We start from the raw sequence: 19,195 nt of genomic DNA on the forward strand, positions 1-19,195 counted from the left end.
AGCACGCGTCGTACGGCGCCCCCTGCCGTGATGCCGCCGGCAGCAACTGAAAAGCGCTGCGGTCAGCCGACCGGCAACGCTTTTTCGTGAACGGCCCCTGCGCGGAGCGCGTTCGACTTCTGGTGCGAGGCCGACATCATACCAATATCATAAGCCATTATTTCAAAGCAAAATTTCCGAGTTCGAATTCTTTGAATGCCCCCCAGATGTGCCCCCTGGATGATTTCACTGGGATGGACGCTTGGACCGGAAATCGTTATCTCCCGATCCGCTCGCCTGTATCCCTCGCGCAACAGGCCCAGGGTGACCATGCCTCGATTTCGCGTACAGCAGGAATTTTGTTAATTTCCTGTATGTACGGAGGGTTGCATGTCAGAGAAGTCAGTACCGAAACGGCAATACACGGACGAGTTCAAAGTCGAGGCCGTCAAGCTTGCCAAATCAGTCGGTCAGCATGAGGCCGCGCGACGGCTTGGGGTACCGGTAGCGACATTAGGGAACTGGATGCTGTGTAGTCGCCGGGCCGACGGCGTTGGTCAGGCTGGTGGTCGTGAGTCTGTCGCGGCACGAACGACCGGCCCGATTAGCGAACTGGAAGCGGAGAACGGTCGGCTACGCAAGGAATTGGCCAGCGCGAAACTCGATATTGAAATTCTCTCAAAAGCAACGGCGTACTTTGCGAAGGGGTCGCGGTGAAGTACGCCTGGATCGATACTTACCGCGACCGGTACAGCGTCAGTCGCTTGTGCCGAATAGTTGATGTGTCGCGCAGCGGTTATTGCCAATGGCGTCGGCGTGGCCCAAGCGCACGCACTCAGGCCAATGCAGCACTGGACGCGGCGGTCGCCGCCATCCACCGGTCAAAGCCGCGGCAGCTACGGCCGTCCTCGTATCGTGCGGCAGTTGCGTGCCCAAGGCCAGCCCGCGAGTGCCGAACGCGTATGTCGCAGCTTGCAACGCCAGGGTCTGCGCCCGGTCTACAAGCGTGCGTATCGAGTTACGACGGATTCGACGCATCGCCTAGCCGGTGGCCCCCAATCTGCTTGATCGTCGTTTCGACAGCTGGCTGCCCAATCGGGCGTGGGTCAGCGACATCACGTTTATCCGGACCGGCGAAGGCTGGTTATATCTGGCGGCGATCCTGGATCTGGCGAGCCGACGCATCGTGGGCTGGTCGATGGCCGCACGAATCAATACCGACCTGGTCTGCCAGGCACTGCGCAGCGCATGCTGGCAACGCAAGCCGGCACCGGGGCTGCTGTTACATTCCGACCGCGGAAGCCGGTATATAAGCCGAACCTACCGGAAGCTTGCCGCCGACTTCAAGATGAACATCTCGATGAGCCGACGCGCGAATGCGTGGGATAACGCCCCGATGGAGAGCTTCTTTAAGACGCTGAAAGTCGAAAGAATCTATCAGCTCCACTACGAAACACGCGCCCGGGCTCGTCTGGACATCGTCGACTGGATCGAAGGCTATGACAATCGGCAACGCCTGCACACCTCAATCGACTTCCATACCCCGTCGACTACGAGGCCGCGTTGATCGCCGCATGACTTGCTGTACGTGGAAACGAGACAGGGTCACCAGGTACATGCCCTGGCCGTCGGCCAGCTTGTAGGATTTTTCGCGAGGCTTGGCCGCACGGACGGCGACATCGGTAAGGGGCATTTGGTCATGGGGGCATTTCGATGCCCCGGATCAGAAAAACTGCCCCCCTACGGTGCCCCCTGATTTCGTGGGTGTCAACGGGAAGTGCTGGGCGACCTTGGAAAGGAAAAGCCCCGCAAGTCATTGACTGGCAGGGCTTTTTGGCCAACGTTGGGAATCGTTGGGAGATACTTTGGTGCGTGAGGCCGGACTCGAACCGGCACACCCTTGCGGGCGTCAGGACCTAAACCTGGTGCGTCTACCAATTTCGCCACTCACGCGCATTTTCTGCCGCCCGACCGCGCGCCACGCAAATGATGCGCCGCGCGCCCGGGACATCGCGCCGGCCTGAAAACCGGCACGCCCGATCAGGCGAGCGCGAGATTCTACCCGATCCGTGCGGCCTTGTCTCGCCCCGCCGGCACCCGTCGCGCAGCGATGCTAGAATGCCGCGCTCGACGCTTCGGTCTCGCGCCGCCGCGCGTCCCCCGAACCCGCCCCACACGATTCCGCCCGTGAATTTCGACGAATACTGCCAGCAAAAGGCCGCCCCCGCGGGCTCCAGCGTCTACTACGCGCTGCGTCAGGCGCCGCTCGCCACGCAGCCGCGCCTGACGGCGCTGTTCGCGCTGCGCCGCGAACTCGAGGAAACCGTCAAGGAAACCAGCGATCCGACCGTCGGACACACGAAGCTCGCGTGGTGGCACAAGGAACTCGCCGCGCTGGCCGGCGGGCAGCCGTCCCACCCCGTCACGAAGGCGCTCGCGCAACATCATCCGGCGATCGCCGCCGAGGCCGACGCGTTGCGCACGCTCGTCAACGGCTACGGGATGGATCTCGAACAGGCCCGCTACCTCGATTTCGCGAACCTGCAGCGATACATCGCGCAAGTCGGCGGCATGTTCGCATCGCTGGTCGCGCGTGCGAGTTCGGCAAACCCGGCCGACCCGCAACCGTGGGCCGCGGACGCCGGCCGCGCGCTGATGCTCGCGCAGTTCGTGCAGGAACTCGGCAACGACGCGCGCCACGGCCGCATCTACCTGCCGATCGACGAACTGCAGCGCTACAACGTGACCGCGGCCGATCTGCTGAACCGCCGCTACAGCCCCGCCTTCACCGAATTGCTGCAGTTCCAGACGACCCGCGCGCGCGAAGCGCTCGCGGCAGCCGCTGCGGCGATTCCCGCCGCCGAACGCCGCATGCAACGCACGCTGCGCGCGCAGATCGCGCTGGCGGGCGCGCTGCTCGACGAAATCGAGCGCGACGGCTACCAGGTGCTGCACCAGCGCATCGCACTGACGCCGATCCGCAAGCTGTGGATCGCATGGCGCGCCGCGCGCCGCCGCTAACCGTCGCGCATCACGCCTTCAACAACGGCAGCATGTCGAAGCGCTGCTGCAGCACGCGCGTTGCGTCGAGCCCCCACCACGGCCCGAGCACGGTCGCATAAAGCTGGCGGAAATCGACCGCGACCGGCAAGTTCCCGTTGCCGTCGAGCCGGCCGAGCGCCGGGGGCGCGCCGTACAGCCCGCCGGCCACGCGGCCGCCCATCACGAAATGCGGCGCGGCCGTGCCGTGATCGGTGCCGTTGCTCTGGTTTTCGCGCACGCGGCGCCCGAATTCCGCATACGTCATCACGAGCGTCTGATTCCAGCGGCCGAGTTCGATCAGCGCGCCGCGCATCGCGCTCATGCCTTCCGCGAACTGCTTGAGCAGCGCCGCCTGCTGCCCCGGCTGATTCTGGTGCGTGTCGAAGCCGTTGAGCGTCAGGCGCAGCACCGCGACGCCATCCTGCGCGCCGGGCCCGGACGCCTCGCAGGCGGCCAGCACCTGCATCGCGGTCTTGACGGAGGTCCCGAACGCGCCGGCCGGAAAGGCCGTCCTGAATTCACGCATCCCGCCGTGCGGGCGCAGCCGGTCGGCCGCCTTCACGATGTCGTTCTCGACATCGATGATGTGCGCGAGCGCCGGATTCTGCTCGCGCAGCGACGACGGTTCGGCAAGCCGGGCCGCGTGGATGAACTGGGCCGGATTGACGAGTGCGATCGCGCGTGCGCCGTTCGACAGCGGCCCCATCTCGGCGCTGCCGAGCACGACGCCGTCCGCCGCGAAACCGGGCGGCACGGGCGCCTGCGCGAACGTGCGCGTCAGCCAGCCTTCGTGCAGGTACTGATCCGACCGCGACGCGGTATCCCAGATCTCGATCGAGCGGAAATGCGACAGGTTCGGCTGCGGATAACCGACGCCCTGCACGACCGCGACCTGCCCGTCGCGCCACAGCGGCATCAGCGGCGCGAGCGACGGATGCAGCCCCGTGTGTGCGTCGAGCTGCAGCACCTGCTCGCGCTTGATGCCGATGCTGCGCCGGAACTGGTAGTACAGCGGATCCGCATACGGCACCACCGTGTTGAGCCCGTCGTTGCCGCCCTTCAGCTCGACGAGAATCAGCACGTTCGCATACCCGGCCGCCGGCTTGCGCCCCGCCTGCGCGGCGGACGCCGCCAGCGCGGGCGACTGCCACATCGACACGCCGGCGGCGGCGGCCGCGCCCGTCAGCGTCAGAAAATCACGTCGGTTCATCGTGCATCCCTTGGTTCGCCGCGCAGCGGCGGCAGCGTTGCCGCGCCGTCGCACCGGTTCGGTGTGGTTCGCATCATTTCAGTTGATAGGCCGGATCCATCAACAGCGCCTCGAGATACGCGCTGCCGGTCGAATCCGTGTCGATCGCCGCGACCGGCGACAGTTGCAGCACCGCGTGCTGCAGTTGCAGCTCGGTCGACAAGCCCGCGATCGCCTGCGGGCGCGCCCGATACTGCGCCAGCCAGCGTTCGAGGTCGAAGCGCAGGCCGGCGCGCACGGGCTTGGCAGGCGCCGCGCGCGCGCCGGCGGCGGACGCCGTATCGACCACCGGCATCACGTGCGCGCGGGCATTCTGCGGCAGCGCCATCGCATGCGCCTGCGGGTGCATGCCGGCCGTCTCCGTCGCGCGGAACAGTTGCTCGACGAACTGCTTGCGCGCGAGCAGCGTGGTGCTGTTGACCCACAGCGCGCCGCCCGGCCAGCCCTTCACGTTCGGCGGGTAGAACAGGTTCTGCCCGAGCGTGCGCACGGTGTTCGCGAGCATCTGCGGATCGCCGTACGCGACGTCGAACAGCCGCACCGACCCGACGACGAATTCCGCCGGCGACTTGACGAGCACGCCGCGGTTGCGCGGATCCCAGAATGCATCGGTCGACCACAGCGCGGCGAGCGCTGCGCGGATGTCGTAGCCGCTCGAGCGAAACCGCTCGGCCACCGCGTCGAGCGCAGCCGGTTCCGGCGTGTCCGACACGAACTCGCGCCACAGCTTGCCGGCGATGAAGCGTGCGGTGCCGGGCCGCTTCAGCAGGATGTCGAGAAAGCCGTCGCCGTCGAACGGCCCCGTTTCGCCGAGGATCGTCTTGTCGCCCGCATCGTGCCATTCCGGCCGCACCTCGAAACGCAGCGTGTCGGGGTCGACCGTCCAGCCCGTCATCGCGCGCGCGGCTTCGGTCACGTCGGTCTGCGTGTAGTGCCCTTCGCCGAGCGTGAACAGCTCCATCACCTCGCGCGCGAAATTCTCGTTCGGGCGCCCCTTGCGATTGCTTGCGCCGTCGAGATACTGCAGCATCGCCGGATCCTTCCCGACCGCGTGCAGCAGCACGCCGAAGTTACCGAGCGCCTCGCGGCGAAACAGCGCGTTCTGCGCGGCCATCGTCTGCGGATAAGGCACCTTGTCCTGGCCCGACGTGAAGTGTCCGTGCCAGAACAGCGTCATGCGCTCGGTCAACGGCGACGGCGTCACGACCATCTCGTTGACCCACGCCGCGCGCAACGCATCGTAGCGGGCATTGCGCTCGTGGTCCTCGTCGCGCCGCATGTCGGGCGTCAGCGCCTGGCGCTGCGCGCGCGTCGGCGGCAGCTCGTCGAGCCAGTCGGGCCACGTCGTGACGGGTTCGAGCCGAACACTGCCGAGCGTGTCGGCCACGGCCTGCGCGCGCGTCATGCCGACGATGCGCGCAACCTCGGCGGGCCTCGGAGAAAAACCGGTTCGGCTCAGGAAAAACAGCGCTTCGTCGGCGTCGAGCGGCGACTGCATTGCGGGCGACGGCGCCGGGGCGGCAGCGTTCGCTTTCATCGTCATGGACTCCCGGAACGCACCGGCGGTGCGGATGCCGGTACAACGGCAAACGGCGGGCGAAAGTTGACGGAAAAAGTGCTACGAATTTTTTCCGCGCGGCGGAAAGGATGGCGCGTCAGCGCTTGTACAACTCGCGAACGGCGTCTTCGATATGCTGGCGCAGAAGGTGGCGCTCCTCGGGCGTCATGTGCCCGTCGCGGCGGCGCTGTTCGAGGTCGGGAGGCACGGCGGAACGGACCGTCATTTCGGCGGTACGATCGGGCTGCGGCGCCTTGCCGCGCGGCAGCTTGCGCGACTGTGCGCCCTGCTCGGGGCGCTGCGCATACGCGAAGTTCGACGCATACGGACCGGCAAGCGCGATCGTCAGCATCAGTGCAATCCGGGCAGATCGCATGACCGTCCTCGCTTCTTTGGTCGATTTGTTCCCTTCGTCACGCGGCAACCGGTTACCTCTGGTACTTGAAAAACCCTGCGGAATTCGGGTGTCAAAGATAAATGATGGAGTGCTGGGGAGTATCTACCGAATATCGTCTTCGAGTAAAGGAATCTCTATAGCCTGCCTTTACTCGGCGCGACACTACGGGTAAATTTTGTAACCGACTGTAACGCGTGAAAATACGCGCCCGTGCGTCAATTCCCATTCGCGATAAGATGCCGATCATGGAAACGAAAAACCCCTCCAAGATTCTCGTCGTCGACGACGACCCGCGCCTGCGCGATCTGCTGCGCCGCTATCTCGGCGAGCAAGGTTTCAATGTCTATGTCGCGGAAAACGCGACCGCGATGAACAAGCTCTGGGTACGCGAGCGTTTCGACCTGCTCGTGCTCGACCTGATGCTCCCGGGCGAAGACGGCCTGTCGATCTGCCGCCGCCTGCGGGGCAGCAACGACCGCACGCCGATCATCATGCTGACCGCGAAGGGCGAGGACGTCGATCGCATCGTCGGCCTCGAGATGGGCGCCGACGACTACCTGCCGAAGCCGTTCAATCCGCGCGAACTCGTCGCGCGCATTCATGCGGTGCTGCGCCGCCAGGCGCCGGCCGAACTGCCGGGCGCGCCGTCGGAAACCACCGAGGTGTTCGAGTTCGGCGAGTTCTCGCTGAACCTCGCGACGCGCACGCTGACGAAGTCGGGCCAGGAAATTCCGCTGACGACCGGCGAATTCTCGGTGCTGAAGGTATTCGCGCGCCATCCGCGCCAGCCGCTGTCGCGCGAGAAGCTGATGGAGCTCGCGCGCGGCCGTGAATACGAAGTGTTCGACCGCAGCCTCGACGTGCAGATTTCGCGCCTGCGCAAGCTGATCGAGCCGGATCCGGGCAGCCCGCGCTTCATCCAGACGGTCTGGGGCCTCGGCTACGTGTTCATCCCGGACGGCGCCGCCTGATCTTTTTCCTTTCCGGTTTCGCCCCCACGGCCCGTCCCATGCGTATCGACCGGCGCCTCCTGCAGCTCGCGTTCGGCGGGCTGTTCTGGCGCACCTTCCTGCTGATCGCGCTGCTGATCTCGGTCAGTCTCGCCGCGTGGTTCCAGAGCTTTCGCGTGATCGAGCGCGAGCCGCGCGCGCAGCGCGTCGCGCTGCAACTCGTCGCGATCGTGAAGCTCACGCGCACCGCCCTGCTCTATTCCGATCCCGATCTGCGGCGCGCGCTGCTGCAGGATCTCGAGAGCAACGAAGGCGTGCGCGTCTACCCGCGCGAGAAGACCGACAAGTTCAAGCTGCAGCCCGACGAATCGCTGAACCGCCTGATCGAGCACGACATCCGCAGCCGCCTCGGCGACGATACTGTGATCGCGCAGTCGGTCAACGACATTCCCGGCGTGTGGATCAGCTTCAAGATCGACGACGACGATTACTGGGTCGCGCTCGACCGCGACCAGCTCGACAGCGTCACGGGCCTGCAGTGGGCCGGCTGGGGGTTGTTCGCGCTCGCGCTGTCGCTGTTCGGCTCCGCATTCATCACGAGCCTCGTGAACCGGCCGTTCGCGCGGCTCGCGCTCGCCGCGCGCCTGGTCGGTTCGGGCCAGGCGCCCGAGCCGCTGCCCGAGCGCGGGATGGGCGTCGCGGCCGAGACCAACCGCAGCTTCAACCAGATGGTGCGCGACCTCGAACAGCTCGAGGCCGACCGCGCGCTGATGCTCGCGGGCATCTCGCACGACCTGCGCACGCCGCTCGCGCGGCTGCGCCTCGAAACCGAGATGAGCCCGTCCGACCAGGCGACCAAGGATGCGATGGTCGACGACATCGAGCAGATGGACCGCATCATCGCGGCCTTCATCGACTACGCGCGCCCGTCGCAGCGCAGGCCCGAGCCCGTCGACCTGTCGTCGATCGCGCAGGAAGTCGCCGCCCGCCTGGCAGGCGAGGACGGCGTCGAGATCCGCACGCGGCTCGCGCCGAGCGCGGTCATCGAGGCCGACGAAACCGACATGCGCCGCGTGATCGGCAACCTCGTCGAGAACGCGCGCAAATACGGCCAGAGCAAGCAGGACGGCATCGCGCGCATCACGCTCGAGACGCGCGTGTCGCATGCACGCGTCGAGCTGTCGGTGAGCGACGAAGGCCCCGGCATCCCCGAGGATCAGCTGCCGCTCGTGATGCGACCGTTCTACCGCGTCGATACCGCGCGCACCAAGGCGGACGGCACCGGCCTCGGGATGGCGATCGTGCTGCGGCTCGTCGGCCGCTACCGCGGCGCGCTGCGACTGCGCAACCGCCACCCCGAAGCGGGCCTCGAAGTCACGCTCGAATTCCCCGGCGCCGGCAAGGCGCGTGCGACCGCGTGACGCGCTCACGCAGGCTTCCCGCACTTCACACTATCGAACCGGTTGAAAAAAGCTATGGGGTTCGTTAGTCAAAATCTATTGAAGCACTTTACTAATAGTGTTATAGTTTACCGCATGCTGTCACATCAGCGTTGCAGCACCGAGGTAGCTTGACTCAGTCTTCTTCCCAACTCATACAGGAGTATCCGCATGAAAACCGTGGGCGATAAACTCGAAGCTTTCACCGTCGTAGCCGCGAAGCCGGGCTTCAACAATCACGAGGAAAACGGCCAGTCGGCGTTCGAGACCGTCACCGAAGCGTCGTTCCCGGGCAAGTGGAAGATCATCTACTTCTATCCGAAGGATTTCACGTTCGTGTGCCCGACGGAAATCGTCGAGTTCGCGAAGCTCACGAAGCAGTTCGAAGAGCGCGACGCCGTGCTGCTCGGCGGCAGCTCGGACAACGAATTCGTCAAGCTCGCATGGCGCCGTGAGCACAAGGACCTCAACAAGCTGAACCACTACTCGTTCGGCGACGTGAAGGGCGAGCTGATCGACCAGCTCGGCGTGCGCGACAAGGAAGCCGGCGTGGCCCTGCGTGCAACGTTCATCGTCGATCCGGACAACACGATCCAGCACGTTTCGGTGAACAACCTGAACGTCGGCCGCAGCCCGGAAGAAGTCCTGCGTATTCTGGACGGCCTGCAAACGGACGAACTGTGCCCGTGCAACCGTGCAGTCGGCGGCGCAACGCTGTAAGCGCATCGATGCACGAAGCCCGCGGCGCACGTCCTGCCTGCGGGCTTTTTTAACGGCCAACCCATAGGAGATATCAATGGAATTCATCGACTCGATTAAGGCACGTATTCCCGACTATGCGAAGGACATTCGCCTGAACCTCGACGGCACCATCTCGCGCTCGTCGCTCGAAGGCACCGACGCGGTCGGCGTCGCGCTGGCGGCGGCAATCGCGGCGAAAAGCCCGGTGCTCATCAAGACGATCCGCGAAGCCGGCGTGCTGTCGCCCGAAGAGACGAACGCCGTGCTGACGGCGGCCGCGCTGATGGGGATGAACAACACCTGGTATCCGTATGTCGAGATGGCCGACGACGCCGACCTGAAGACGCAACGCGCCGAGCTGCGGATGGGCGCGTATGCGACGCACGGCGGCGTCGACAAGCGCAAGTTCGAGATGTACGCGCTCGCCGCGTCGATCGTGGGCAAGTGCCATTTCTGCGTGAAGTCGCACTATGCGCTGCTGAAGAACGAACAAGGGATGACCGTCACGCAGTTGCGCGACGTCGGCCGCATCGCGTCGGTGATCAACGCCGCCGCCCAGGTGATCGCCGCCGAAGGCGAATAAGCGGCAATGCCGCCCGGCCGGCCGCCATGCCGGCGGCGGCCTCCGCCTCAAACGACAATGCCACGCATCCGCGTGGCATTGTCGTTTCTACGGCGCGGCGCGCGGCGGGAACCGCGCGCCGCCGCGACCGGGCGTCAGCCGTCCTGCTTCACCAGCAACGCCGCGGCCTGCGCCTCGATCCCCTCGCCGCGGCCGAGATAGCCGAGCTTCTCGTTGGTCTTCGCCTTCACGTTCACGCGATCGAGCGGCAACCCGAGATCGGCCGCGATGTTCGCGCGCATCCCGTCGATATGCGGCGCGAGTTTCGGCGCCTGGGCGATCACGGTGCTGTCGACGTTACGGATCGTAAAGCCGGCCGCCTTGATGCGCACGGCGCATTCGCGCAGCAGCACGCGGCTGTCCGCGCCCTTGAAGGCCGCGTCTGTATCGGAGAAATGACGGCCGATGTCGCCGAGCGCCGCCGCGCCGAACAGCGCGTCGGTGATCGCGTGCAGCAGCACGTCCGCGTCCGAGTGGCCGAGCAGACCGCGCTCGTAAGGAATCGTCACGCCGCCGATGATGAGGGGGCGCCCCTCGACGAGCTGATGCACGTCGTAGCCTTGTCCGATTCTGAAATCCATGCGTGTTCCGATTGAAATGGGGGAAAAGTCAGGAAGCGTCCGCGGCGCGCCCGAGGATCGCCTCCGCGAGCGCGAAATCTTCCGGATACGTCACCTTGAAGTTGCGAAGGCTGCCCTGCACGACGCGCGGCGTATGGCCGGCCCATTCGATCGCGCTCGCCTCGTCGGTCAGGTCGTGCCCTTCGCGCTGCGCGCGCAGGATCGCCTCGCGCAGCATGCCGATGCGGAACATCTGCGGCGTCTGCGCCTGCCACAGCGCATCGCGCGACTCGGTGCGCGCGATCGCGTCGCCGCCGGCCGGCACGCGCTTGAGCGTATCGGCCACCGGCAGTGCGACGATGCCGCCGACCGGGTCGTCCTTCAGCGTCGCGACCAGCGTGCGGATCAGCTCCGGCGTGATGCCGGGGCGCGCGGCGTCGTGCACGAGCACCCAGTCGAGATCGGTCGCGCCGAATTCGCCCAGTTCGAGCAATCCGTTCAGCACCGACGCCTGCCGCGAACCGCCGCCGCAGCGGCGCACCGCGAAGCGCAGCCCCGCGAAGCGGCGCGCGTCGAAATGGGTATCGTCGGGCGCGAGCACGACGAGCGTCTGGGCAAATTCGCTGCACGCGTCGAACGCGGCAAGCGTGTAATGCAGCAGCGCGCGGCCGGCCAGCGTGCGGTATTGCTTCGGCACGGCCGAGCCGGAGCGGCTGCCCGTACCGGCACAGGGAATCAGGGCGAAGAGTCGGGAAGTCACGAAGGGAAACGCCGGAAAGATGAAATCGAGAAGCGGATTTTATAATAGGTCTTTCGTCCCGACCGGCGCACCGCGATGCGCCCGTGCACGCCACCCCTGTCGTCCCTATGCCAGATAACGCTTTCACCCCGTCCGCCTCGCCCGTTGCCCGCGTCAAGCCCGGCCAGCGCTTCGCCTTCGACGGCGCGCATGGTTCCGCCGACGCGCTCGCCATCGCCCGTTATCTCGCCGACAACCGCCAGGCCGTGCCGCTGCTCGCGGTGATCTGCGCGAACGCGGTCGACGCGCAGCGGCTCTCGCAGGAAATCCGCTACTTCTCCCCCGACGCGCGCGTGCGCCTGCTGCCGGACTGGGAAACGCTGCCGTACGACACGTTCTCGCCGCACCAGGATCTCGTCTCCGAGCGTCTCGCGACGCTCCACGATCTCGGCGAGGGCCGCTGCGACATCCTGCTCGTGCCCGCGACCACCGCGCTGTACCGGATGCCGCCCGCGTCGTTCATGGCGGCATACACGTTCGCCTTCGCGCAGGGCGAGCGGCTCGACGAAGCGAAGCTGAAGGCGCAGCTCACGCTGGCCGGCTACGAGCATGTGAGCCAGGTCGTGCGGCCCGGCGAATACTGCGTGCGCGGCTCGCTGATCGACCTGTACCCGATGGGCTCGCCGCTGCCGTACCGGATCGACCTGTTCGACGACCAGGTCGACTCGATCCGCGCGTTCGACCCCGACACGCAGCGCAGCCTCTACCCGGTGCGCGACGTGCGGCTCCTGCCCGGTCGCGAGTTTCCGTTCGACGAAGCCGCGCGCACGGCCTTCCGCAGCCGCTGGCGCGAGACTTTCGAGGGCGACCCGAGCCGCGCGCCGATCTACAAGGACATCGGCAACGGCGTGCCGTCGGCCGGCATCGAGTACTACCTGCCGCTGTTCTTCGACGAAACCGCGACGCTGTTCCACTACCTGCCGCAGGACGCGCACCTCGTGTTCACCGGCGATCTCGAAGCGTCGATCCGCCGCTTCACGGCCGACACGAAGCAGCGCCACGCGTTCCTCGCGCACGACCGCGAGCGGCCGATCCTCGAGCCGCAGCGGCTGTTCCTGTCCGACGAGGACTTCTTCGCCCTCTCGAAGCCGTTCGCGCGCGTCGCGCTGCCCGCGCAGCCGGCCGGCGGCTGGGCGACGGCGCTGCCCGAGCTCACCGTCGACCGCCATGCGGACGATCCGCTCGCGTCGCTGCGCTCGTTCGTCGAATCGTCGGGCAAGCGCGTGCTGCTGACGGTCGAATCGGCCGGCCGCCGCGAAACGATCCTGCAACTGCTCGCCGATCACCATCTGCGCCCGGCGTCGAACGACCATTTCGCGGGCTGGCTCGCGAGCGACGAACGCTTCGCGCTCGGCGTCGCGCCGCTGTCGAACGGCTTCGCGGTGCCGGGCGAAGGCTACGCGATCGTCACCGAAACCGAGCTGTACGGCGCACTCGGCCGCCGCGCGGGCCGCCGCCGGCAGGAACAGGCCAGCAATGTCGACGCGATGGTGCGCGACCTGTCGGAGCTGAAGGTCGGCGATCCGGTCGTCCACGCGCAGCACGGCATCGGCCGCTACATGGGCCTCGTGTCGATGGATCTCGGCGAAGGCGAGACCGAATTCCTGCATCTCGAATACTCGGGCGACAGCAAGCTCTACGTGCCGGTCGCGCAACTGCACGTGATCTCACGCTACAGCGGCGCCGATCCCGACAGCGCGCCGCTGCACGCGCTCGGCTCCGGCCAGTGGGAGCGTGCGAAGCGCAAGGCCGCGCAGCAGATCCGCGACACGGCGGCCGAGCTGCTGAACCTGTATGCGCGGCGCGCGGCGCGCGAGGGCCACGCGTTCTCGCTCGACCCGCGCGACTACGTGAAGTTCGCGGAGAGCTTCGGTTTCGAGGAAACGCCCGACCAGGCCGCCGCGATCGCGGCCGTGATCGGCGACATGACGAGCGGCAAGCCGATGGACCGCCTCGTGTGCGGCGACGTCGGCTTCGGCAAGACCGAGGTCGCGCTGCGCGCCGCGTTCATCGCGGTGCTGGGCGGCAAGCAGGTCGCGCTGCTGTCGCCGACCACGCTGCTCGCCGAGCAGCACACGCAGACCTTCGCCGACCGCTTCGCGGACTGGCCGGTGCGGATCGTCGAGCTGTCGCGCTTCAAGACCACGAAGGAAGTGAATGCGGCGATCGCGCAGATCAACGAAGGCAGCGTCGACATCGTGATCGGCACGCACAAGCTGCTGTCGTCGGACGTGCAGTTCAAGCGCCTCGGCCTCGTGATCATCGACGAGGAACACCGCTTCGGCGTGCGCCAGAAGGAAGCGCTGAAGGCGCTGCGCGCGGAAGTCGACGTGCTGACGCTCACCGCGACGCCGATCCCGCGCACGCTCGGGATGGCGCTCGAAGGCTTGCGCGATTTCTCGGTCATCGCCACCGCGCCGCAGAAGCGGCTCGCGATCAAGACCTTCGTGCGCCGCGAGGAGGAAAGCGTGATCCGCGAGGCGATGCTGCGCGAGCTGAAGCGCGGCGGCCAGGTCTACTTCCTGCACAACGAGGTCGAGACGATCGAGAACCGCAGGGCGATGCTCGAGGAACTGGTGCCCGAGGCGCGCATCGCGATCGCGCACGGCCAGATGCACGAGCGCGAGCTCGAGCGCGTGATGCGCGATTTCGTCGCGCAGCGCGCGAACGTACTGCTGTGCACGACGATCATCGAGACCGGCATCGACGTGCCGAGCGCGAACACGATCATCATGCATCGCTCGGACAAGTTCGGCCTCGCGCAGCTCCACCAGTTGCGCGGCCGCGTCGGCCGTTCGCACCACCAGGCGTACGCGTACCTGCTCGTGCACGATCCGCAGGCCCTGACCAAGCAGGCGCAGCGTCGCCTCGAGGCGATCCAGCAGATGGAGGAGCTGGGCTCGGGCTTCTATCTCGCGATGCACGACCTCGAGATCCGCGGCACCGGCGAGGTGCTCGGCGACAAGCAGTCGGGCGAAATCCACGAGATCGGCTTCCAGCTCTATACGGACATGCTGAACGACGCGGTGAAGGCGCTGAAGAACGGCAAGGAGCCCGACCTCACCGCCCCGCTCGCCGCGACGACGGAAATCAACCTGCATGCGCCCGCGATCCTGCCGGCCGACTACTGCGCGGACGTGCAGGAGCGGCTGTCGCTGTACAAGCGCCTCGCGAACTGCGAGCATGGCGACGCGATCGACGGCATCCAGGAAGAACTGATCGACCGCTTCGGCAAGCTGCCGCCGCAGGCGCACGCGCTCGTCGAGACGCACCGCCTGCGGATCGCCGCGAAGCCGCTCGGCATCGTGAAGATCGACGCGAGCGAGGTTGCGATCGGGCTGCAGTTCGAGCCGAACCCGCCGATCGATCCGATGCGGATCATCGAGATGGTGCAGAAGCACCGGCACATCAAGCTCGCGGGCCAGGACAAGCTGCGCATCGAGACACGCTCGCCCGATCTCGCGATCCGCGTATCGACGATCAAGGAAACGCTGCGCGCGCTCGGCCCCAGGCAGGGCGCGGCCGCCGCGGCGCGCTGACGGTCGCGGCGATGCTGCGGTGCGTCGCGCCCGCGGCAGGCGCGGCGAAGCGTTTTTGAGTATGATTTTCCCATTCATCAGACGGAGTTCCGCCATGTCCACTCTCGACGCGACGGCGTCGTCCGCCGCCGCCCAAGGCGACGCGCCGCTCGTCAGCCTGCCCTGGATCAAGCAACTGGTGTCGATGGACACGACGAGCCGCGTGCCGAATCTCGGCCTGATCGAAACGGTGCGCGACGCGCTGGCCGCGAAGGGCATCGTCTCGACCATCACGCACGATTCGCGCGAAGGCTGGGCCAACCTGTTTGCGACCGTGCCCGCGCACGACGGCTCGACGAACGGCGGCATCGTGCTGTCGGGGCACACCGACGTCGTGCCGGTCGACGGCCAGCAATGGGACAGCAACCCGTTCGCACCGGAAATCCGCGACGGCCGCCTGTACGGCCGCGGCACCTGCGACATGAAGGGCTTCATCGGCACGGCGCTCGCACTGCTGCCCGAGATGCAGGCGACGAAGCTCGCGCAGCCGATCCATTTCGCGCTGTCCTACGACGAGGAGATCGGCTGCGCCGGCGCGCCGCTGATGATCGCCGACCTGGTCAAGCGCGGCGTGCAGCCGTCGGGCTGCATCGTCGGCGAGCCCACCAGCATGCGTCCGATCATTGCGCACAAGGGCATCAACGCGTACCGCTGCTGCGTGCGCGGCCACGCGGCGCATTCGTCGCTGACGCCGAAGGGGCTGAACGCGATCGAGTATGCGGCGCGCCTGATCTGCCACATCCGCGACATCGCCGACCGCTTCCGCGCGGAAGGCCCGTTCGACGCGCTGTACGACGTGCCGTTCACCACGGCGCAGACGAGCACGATCCAGGGCGGCAACGCGATCAACACGGTGCCGGCCGAATGCCGGTTCGATTTCGAGTTCCGCAACCTGCCCACGCTCGATCCGGAGCAGATCTTCACGCGCATCGAAGCGTATGCGCAGGAAACGCTGCTGCCGCAGATGCGCCGCGAGCATCCGAACGCCGCCATCGAATTCTCGAAGATCGCCGCGGCGCCGGGCCTCGATGCGACCGAGCAGGCCGCGATCACGCAGCTCGTGCGCGCGCTGACCGCCGACCAGGACAAGCGCAAGGTCGCGTACGGCACCGAGGCCGGCCTGTTCGAACGCGCGGGCGTCCCGAGCGTCGTGTGCGGGCCCGGCAACATCGAGCAGGCGCACAAGCCGAACGAATACGTCGAGCTTGCGCAGCTCGCCGGCTGCGAGCAGTTCCTGCGCAAGTTCATCCGCAGCATGTCGGTCGACGCTCACTGACTGCCTCCCGCCACGCCGGCCCGCGTGTGCGGGCCGGCCCACTCCGCCACCCGCCACGTCATGTCGACTGAACAACAGGGCACGGCCCATCCGACGATCGACGGCGAGCCGATCCCGACGCTCGACGACATCGCCGCGCAGCATTTCGCGTTGTCGCCGTGGGTCGCACGCACGCCCGTCTTCGAGCGCGCCGACCTGCCGTCCCTCGAGGGCACGCACGTCAACTTCAAGTTCGAGCTGCTGCAGGCGAGCGGCAGCTTCAAGGCGCGCGGCGCATTCACGCATCTGCTCGCGCTCGACGAGGCGCGCAGGAACGCCGGCGTGACCTGCGTGTCGGCCGGCAACCACGCGGCGGCCGTCGCATATGCGGCAATGCGGCTCGGCAGCAGCGCAAAAGTCGTGATGTTCCATACCGCAAGCCCGTCGCGCATCGCGCAATGCAAGCGGTACCGCGCGGAAGTCGTGCTGGCGGCCAGCGCGTCGCAGGCATTCGATCTCGTCCGACGGATCGAGGCGGAGGAAGGCCGCTTCTTCATCCATCCGTTCAACGGCTATCACACGATCCTCGGCACCGCGACGCTCGGCTACGAATGGGCGACACAGACGCCCGACCTCGACGCGGTGATCGTGCCGATCGGCGGCGGCGGGCTCGCGGCCGGCATGGCGACCGCGCTGCGGCTCGCGAATCCGCGCGTGCACGTGTACGGCGTCGAGCCGGAAGGTGCCGACGCGATGAGCCGCAGCTTCGCGGCGAATCACACGATCCGGATGAGCGCGATGCAGACGATCGCCGATTCGCTGATGGCGCCGCATACCGAGGAATACAGCTACCAGCTGTGCCGGCGCCACGTCGACCGCATCGTCACCGTGTCCGACGACGCGCTGCGCGCCGCGATGCTGTTCCTGTTCTCGCACCTGAAACTGTCGGTCGAGCCGGCTTGCGCGGCCGCGCTCGCCGCGCTGCTCGGCCCGCTGCGCGAGACGCTGCAGGGCAGGCGCGTCGGCGTGCTGCTGTCGGGCACGAACACCGACCCCGCCACCCTCGGCATGCATCTCGCGCACGCGACGTTGCAGCACTGAACGCGCCGGGCGCCGGCGCACCGACCTAGGGTTATCCCCAGATTATGTTGACAGCCCTGTTGATAACCCGCCGGACAAACACGCAAGTGTTTGAGCGCGCAGCGTTTTGCGGGCGCGAAGGTCGATCGTCGCAAATTGGGCAGATGCGGTCACAGGGCGCACGCGCCGCGACGCGGCGCCCCCGCGTGCGGCCGGTGCTCGGCGCCCTCGCGATCGCGCTGCTCGCCGGTTGCGCGGCGCCGCCCTCGCCCGTCGCCGGCGCGCAGCCGGCCTGCACGCAGCCGGGCGAGCACCGCATGTTGCAGGCCGACCTCCTGTTCGGGCGCGACATCGCCGGGCGCGGCGCCGTCACCGACGCGGAGCGCGCGGCCTTCCTCGCCGACACGGTCACGCCGCGCTTCCCCGATGGCCTCACCTACTGGGATACGCACGGCCAGTGGCGCGACCGCGCGAGCGGCGCGATCACGCACGAAGACAGCTTCGTGATCCGTATCCTCGCCGACGATACGCCCGACACGCGCGCACGGCTCACCGCGATCCGGCAAGCGTACGTGCAGCGCTTCCATCAGGAGTCGGTCGGCATCACGCTCGTGCCGGCCTGCGCGTCGTTCTGATTCAGCCTCCGGTCGCAAAAATGCAGGCGGGCTACTGACGCCCAGCCGCGAGCAACGGCGATGTTGACCCCACTCACCGGAAAGCGCGGCCAGCGGATATCAGGCGTGCACTCGGACACACTCTTATACCGCGAGGCTACGGAATCGACGTCGTCGGAGAGCAGTAATTGCAGACGACAAAAGACACCTGATTTATGAGATAAATCGGCGATGTTGACATGGATGCAAATGCGATTCATTATCATTCGCGCCGATCACGTCTTTAAGTGACCGGTTCTTCCAACAATTTCAAATCGGAGTCCTGAATAATGAAAGTACTGAGTAGTCAGGATGTGATGAGAGTATCGGGGGCCGGTCTTGCCGGGACCGTGGCTGGCGGCGTAGCCGGAACCGTTGCTGGACAATATATAGGGGCGGAAGTCGGCGCCGGAATTGGCGCTGCGGTTGGATCCATCGTTCCAGGAGTCGGCACGGTGGGCGGAGCGATTATCGGCGGCGCAGTCGGCATGTTATATGGCCCGACTGTTGGCGGATTGACCGGCGCCTACGTACTTGATCGCATTCAAGACTACGGTTGGTCGTACTTTTTCCCTCGTGGTGTCTCGTTTGAGCAGCTGTGGGAAGCGACGAGCAGCCTGTAGTTGATGGAAATAGCCGATTCCCGGAAAAACTAGCGGAATCTCGCCGTATCGAATCAATCATTATTTTCGATATCTCATGCTGATCCCTGTCAGGCGCTTTCTCGAAGTGACTATTGCGCGTCTGTTCGCCGCGCAGTTAGTGAGTATCGTTGCATTTCTGATGCTTGCTCAAAATCGAGCCGCCAAATATCTCGTGTTCTGTGCGACTTGCTTTGTCGGGGCATTCATTGTCGGGCGCCTGACCCGCATCTGCGGGCAATCCGGTTACGATCGATTGCCCTACTATCCCCGCTGGCTCTCAATGCAGGCCGTCATCCTCAATCTTGGGTTGTCACTGATTGCCCTGGCCGCCGGTCGGAACGGATGGATATGCGCTGTCACGCTTCCCTGCATATTCGGCCTGGTTTGTAGCGACTATCTTTACTTGCGGCGTCAGGACCAGTCAAAGCGCTAACTGCACGGGCGAACATGGGACGCTCGACGATGCGAATTGTCTCGAGTCATACTGACAAGCATCGAAGAATAACGAGCAACAAGGGAAAGTAGCGCATCCCGACAACGCGCCGGAAAGTCGATATGCCGATTGCCTCGTGAAATTCAAAGTAATCCAGCTTCGATAATTTGCCTGGCTGATCATGTCGATTCAGCAATCGCTCTTTCGTACGAGGGC

Annotated in this window: 17 protein-coding genes, 1 tRNA gene and 2 pseudogenes; 12 read left to right on the plus strand and 8 right to left on the minus strand. The window is 66.1% G+C overall.

Going from position 1 to position 19,195, the window contains the following annotated elements; all coding sequences use genetic code 11:
* Positions 1 to 62: 62 nt before the first annotated feature.
* Positions 63 to 311: a hypothetical protein gene (locus GQ57_RS42105; protein WP_152603357.1), complete on the minus strand. Its 249-nt coding sequence runs from the start codon at positions 309 to 311 to the stop codon at positions 63 to 65.
* A gap of 58 nt (positions 312 to 369) precedes the next feature.
* On the opposite strand from GQ57_RS42105, the pseudogene GQ57_RS26415 reads away from it, so the two are divergent.
* Positions 370 to 1,557, plus strand: a pseudogene (locus GQ57_RS26415) (IS3 family transposase).
* A 31-nt stretch (positions 1,558 to 1,588) separates the two neighbouring features.
* On the opposite strand, the pseudogene GQ57_RS43890 reads toward GQ57_RS26415, so the two are convergent.
* Positions 1,589 to 1,672 (minus strand): annotated as a pseudogene (locus tag GQ57_RS43890) (tyrosine-type recombinase/integrase); the annotation flags it as partial.
* A 173-nt stretch (positions 1,673 to 1,845) separates the two neighbouring features.
* Positions 1,846 to 1,932: transfer RNA gene (locus tag GQ57_RS26420), tRNA-Leu, on the minus strand.
* A 234-nt stretch (positions 1,933 to 2,166) separates the two neighbouring features.
* Between GQ57_RS26420 and hpnD the strand changes: the two genes are divergently transcribed.
* Positions 2,167 to 3,000: a presqualene diphosphate synthase HpnD gene (gene hpnD, locus GQ57_RS26425; RefSeq protein WP_034199451.1), complete on the plus strand. Its 834-nt coding sequence runs from the start codon at positions 2,167 to 2,169 to the stop codon at positions 2,998 to 3,000.
* A gap of 10 nt (positions 3,001 to 3,010) precedes the next feature.
* Here hpnD and GQ57_RS26430 read toward each other — a convergent pair whose 3' ends face one another.
* From GQ57_RS26430 to GQ57_RS26440, 3 genes are all read right to left on the minus strand, one after another.
* The gene (locus GQ57_RS26430; RefSeq protein ID WP_034199452.1) at positions 3,011 to 4,231 is read right to left on the minus strand and encodes a DUF1501 domain-containing protein; all 1,221 of its coding nucleotides are present in this window, start codon (positions 4,229 to 4,231) and stop codon (positions 3,011 to 3,013) included.
* Positions 4,232 to 4,304: 73 nt separating this feature from the next.
* Complete coding sequence (locus GQ57_RS26435) at positions 4,305 to 5,807, minus strand: DUF1800 domain-containing protein (protein WP_034199478.1); 1,503 nt, start codon at positions 5,805 to 5,807, stop codon at positions 4,305 to 4,307.
* 118 nt (positions 5,808 to 5,925) lie between these two features.
* Positions 5,926 to 6,204: a hypothetical protein gene (locus tag GQ57_RS26440; protein WP_031399303.1), complete on the minus strand. Its 279-nt coding sequence runs from the start codon at positions 6,202 to 6,204 to the stop codon at positions 5,926 to 5,928.
* A 257-nt stretch (positions 6,205 to 6,461) separates the two neighbouring features.
* On the opposite strand from GQ57_RS26440, the gene ompR reads away from it, so the two are divergent.
* The 4 genes from ompR (at position 6,462) to GQ57_RS26460 (ending at position 9,938) form a co-directional block, all read left to right on the plus strand.
* On the plus strand, positions 6,462 to 7,196 hold the full coding sequence (gene ompR, locus GQ57_RS26445; RefSeq protein ID WP_006478565.1) for an osmolarity response regulator transcription factor OmpR: 735 nt from the start codon (positions 6,462 to 6,464) through the stop codon (positions 7,194 to 7,196).
* 38 nt (positions 7,197 to 7,234) lie between these two features.
* Positions 7,235 to 8,596 (plus strand): ATP-binding protein, encoded by a 1,362-nt coding sequence (locus GQ57_RS26450; protein WP_031399304.1) that lies wholly within the window; start codon positions 7,235 to 7,237, stop codon positions 8,594 to 8,596.
* A 189-nt stretch (positions 8,597 to 8,785) separates the two neighbouring features.
* Entirely contained in the window at positions 8,786 to 9,334 is a 549-nt protein-coding gene (locus GQ57_RS26455; RefSeq protein WP_031399305.1) for a peroxiredoxin, read from the plus strand.
* A gap of 76 nt (positions 9,335 to 9,410) precedes the next feature.
* Complete coding sequence (locus GQ57_RS26460) at positions 9,411 to 9,938, plus strand: carboxymuconolactone decarboxylase family protein (RefSeq protein ID WP_031399306.1); 528 nt, start codon at positions 9,411 to 9,413, stop codon at positions 9,936 to 9,938.
* A gap of 134 nt (positions 9,939 to 10,072) precedes the next feature.
* Here the strand turns inward: GQ57_RS26460 and ispF are convergent, their stop codons facing one another.
* Complete coding sequence (gene ispF / locus GQ57_RS26465; RefSeq protein WP_031399307.1) at positions 10,073 to 10,558, minus strand: 2-C-methyl-D-erythritol 2,4-cyclodiphosphate synthase; 486 nt, start codon at positions 10,556 to 10,558, stop codon at positions 10,073 to 10,075.
* A 28-nt stretch (positions 10,559 to 10,586) separates the two neighbouring features.
* Complete coding sequence (ispD, locus tag GQ57_RS26470) at positions 10,587 to 11,297, minus strand: 2-C-methyl-D-erythritol 4-phosphate cytidylyltransferase (protein ID WP_034199453.1); 711 nt, start codon at positions 11,295 to 11,297, stop codon at positions 10,587 to 10,589.
* A gap of 107 nt (positions 11,298 to 11,404) precedes the next feature.
* Between ispD and mfd the strand changes: the two genes are divergently transcribed.
* From mfd to GQ57_RS26495, 6 genes are all read left to right on the plus strand, one after another.
* A complete protein-coding gene (gene mfd, locus GQ57_RS26475) occupies positions 11,405 to 14,875 on the plus strand; it encodes a transcription-repair coupling factor (protein ID WP_031399309.1) in 3,471 nt (1,156 codons plus the stop codon).
* Between the two features lie 94 nt (positions 14,876 to 14,969).
* Positions 14,970 to 16,190 (plus strand): acetylornithine deacetylase, encoded by a 1,221-nt coding sequence (argE, locus tag GQ57_RS26480; protein ID WP_031399310.1) that lies wholly within the window; start codon positions 14,970 to 14,972, stop codon positions 16,188 to 16,190.
* Positions 16,191 to 16,250: 60 nt separating this feature from the next.
* The gene (locus GQ57_RS26485; RefSeq protein WP_034199454.1) at positions 16,251 to 17,270 is read left to right on the plus strand and encodes a threonine/serine dehydratase; all 1,020 of its coding nucleotides are present in this window, start codon (positions 16,251 to 16,253) and stop codon (positions 17,268 to 17,270) included.
* A gap of 143 nt (positions 17,271 to 17,413) precedes the next feature.
* Positions 17,414 to 17,884 (plus strand): DUF3574 domain-containing protein, encoded by a 471-nt coding sequence (locus GQ57_RS26490; protein WP_081896777.1) that lies wholly within the window; start codon positions 17,414 to 17,416, stop codon positions 17,882 to 17,884.
* A 308-nt stretch (positions 17,885 to 18,192) separates the two neighbouring features.
* A complete protein-coding gene (locus tag GQ57_RS42110; RefSeq protein ID WP_152603358.1) occupies positions 18,193 to 18,525 on the plus strand; it encodes a hypothetical protein in 333 nt (110 codons plus the stop codon).
* Between the two features lie 76 nt (positions 18,526 to 18,601).
* Positions 18,602 to 18,979: a hypothetical protein gene (locus GQ57_RS26495; protein ID WP_034199455.1), complete on the plus strand. Its 378-nt coding sequence runs from the start codon at positions 18,602 to 18,604 to the stop codon at positions 18,977 to 18,979.
* The last annotated feature ends 216 nt before the right edge of the window (positions 18,980 to 19,195 follow it).

This window comes from Burkholderia sp. MSh2, assembly GCF_000731655.1.
GTDB lineage: Bacteria > Pseudomonadota > Gammaproteobacteria > Burkholderiales > Burkholderiaceae > Burkholderia > Burkholderia paludis.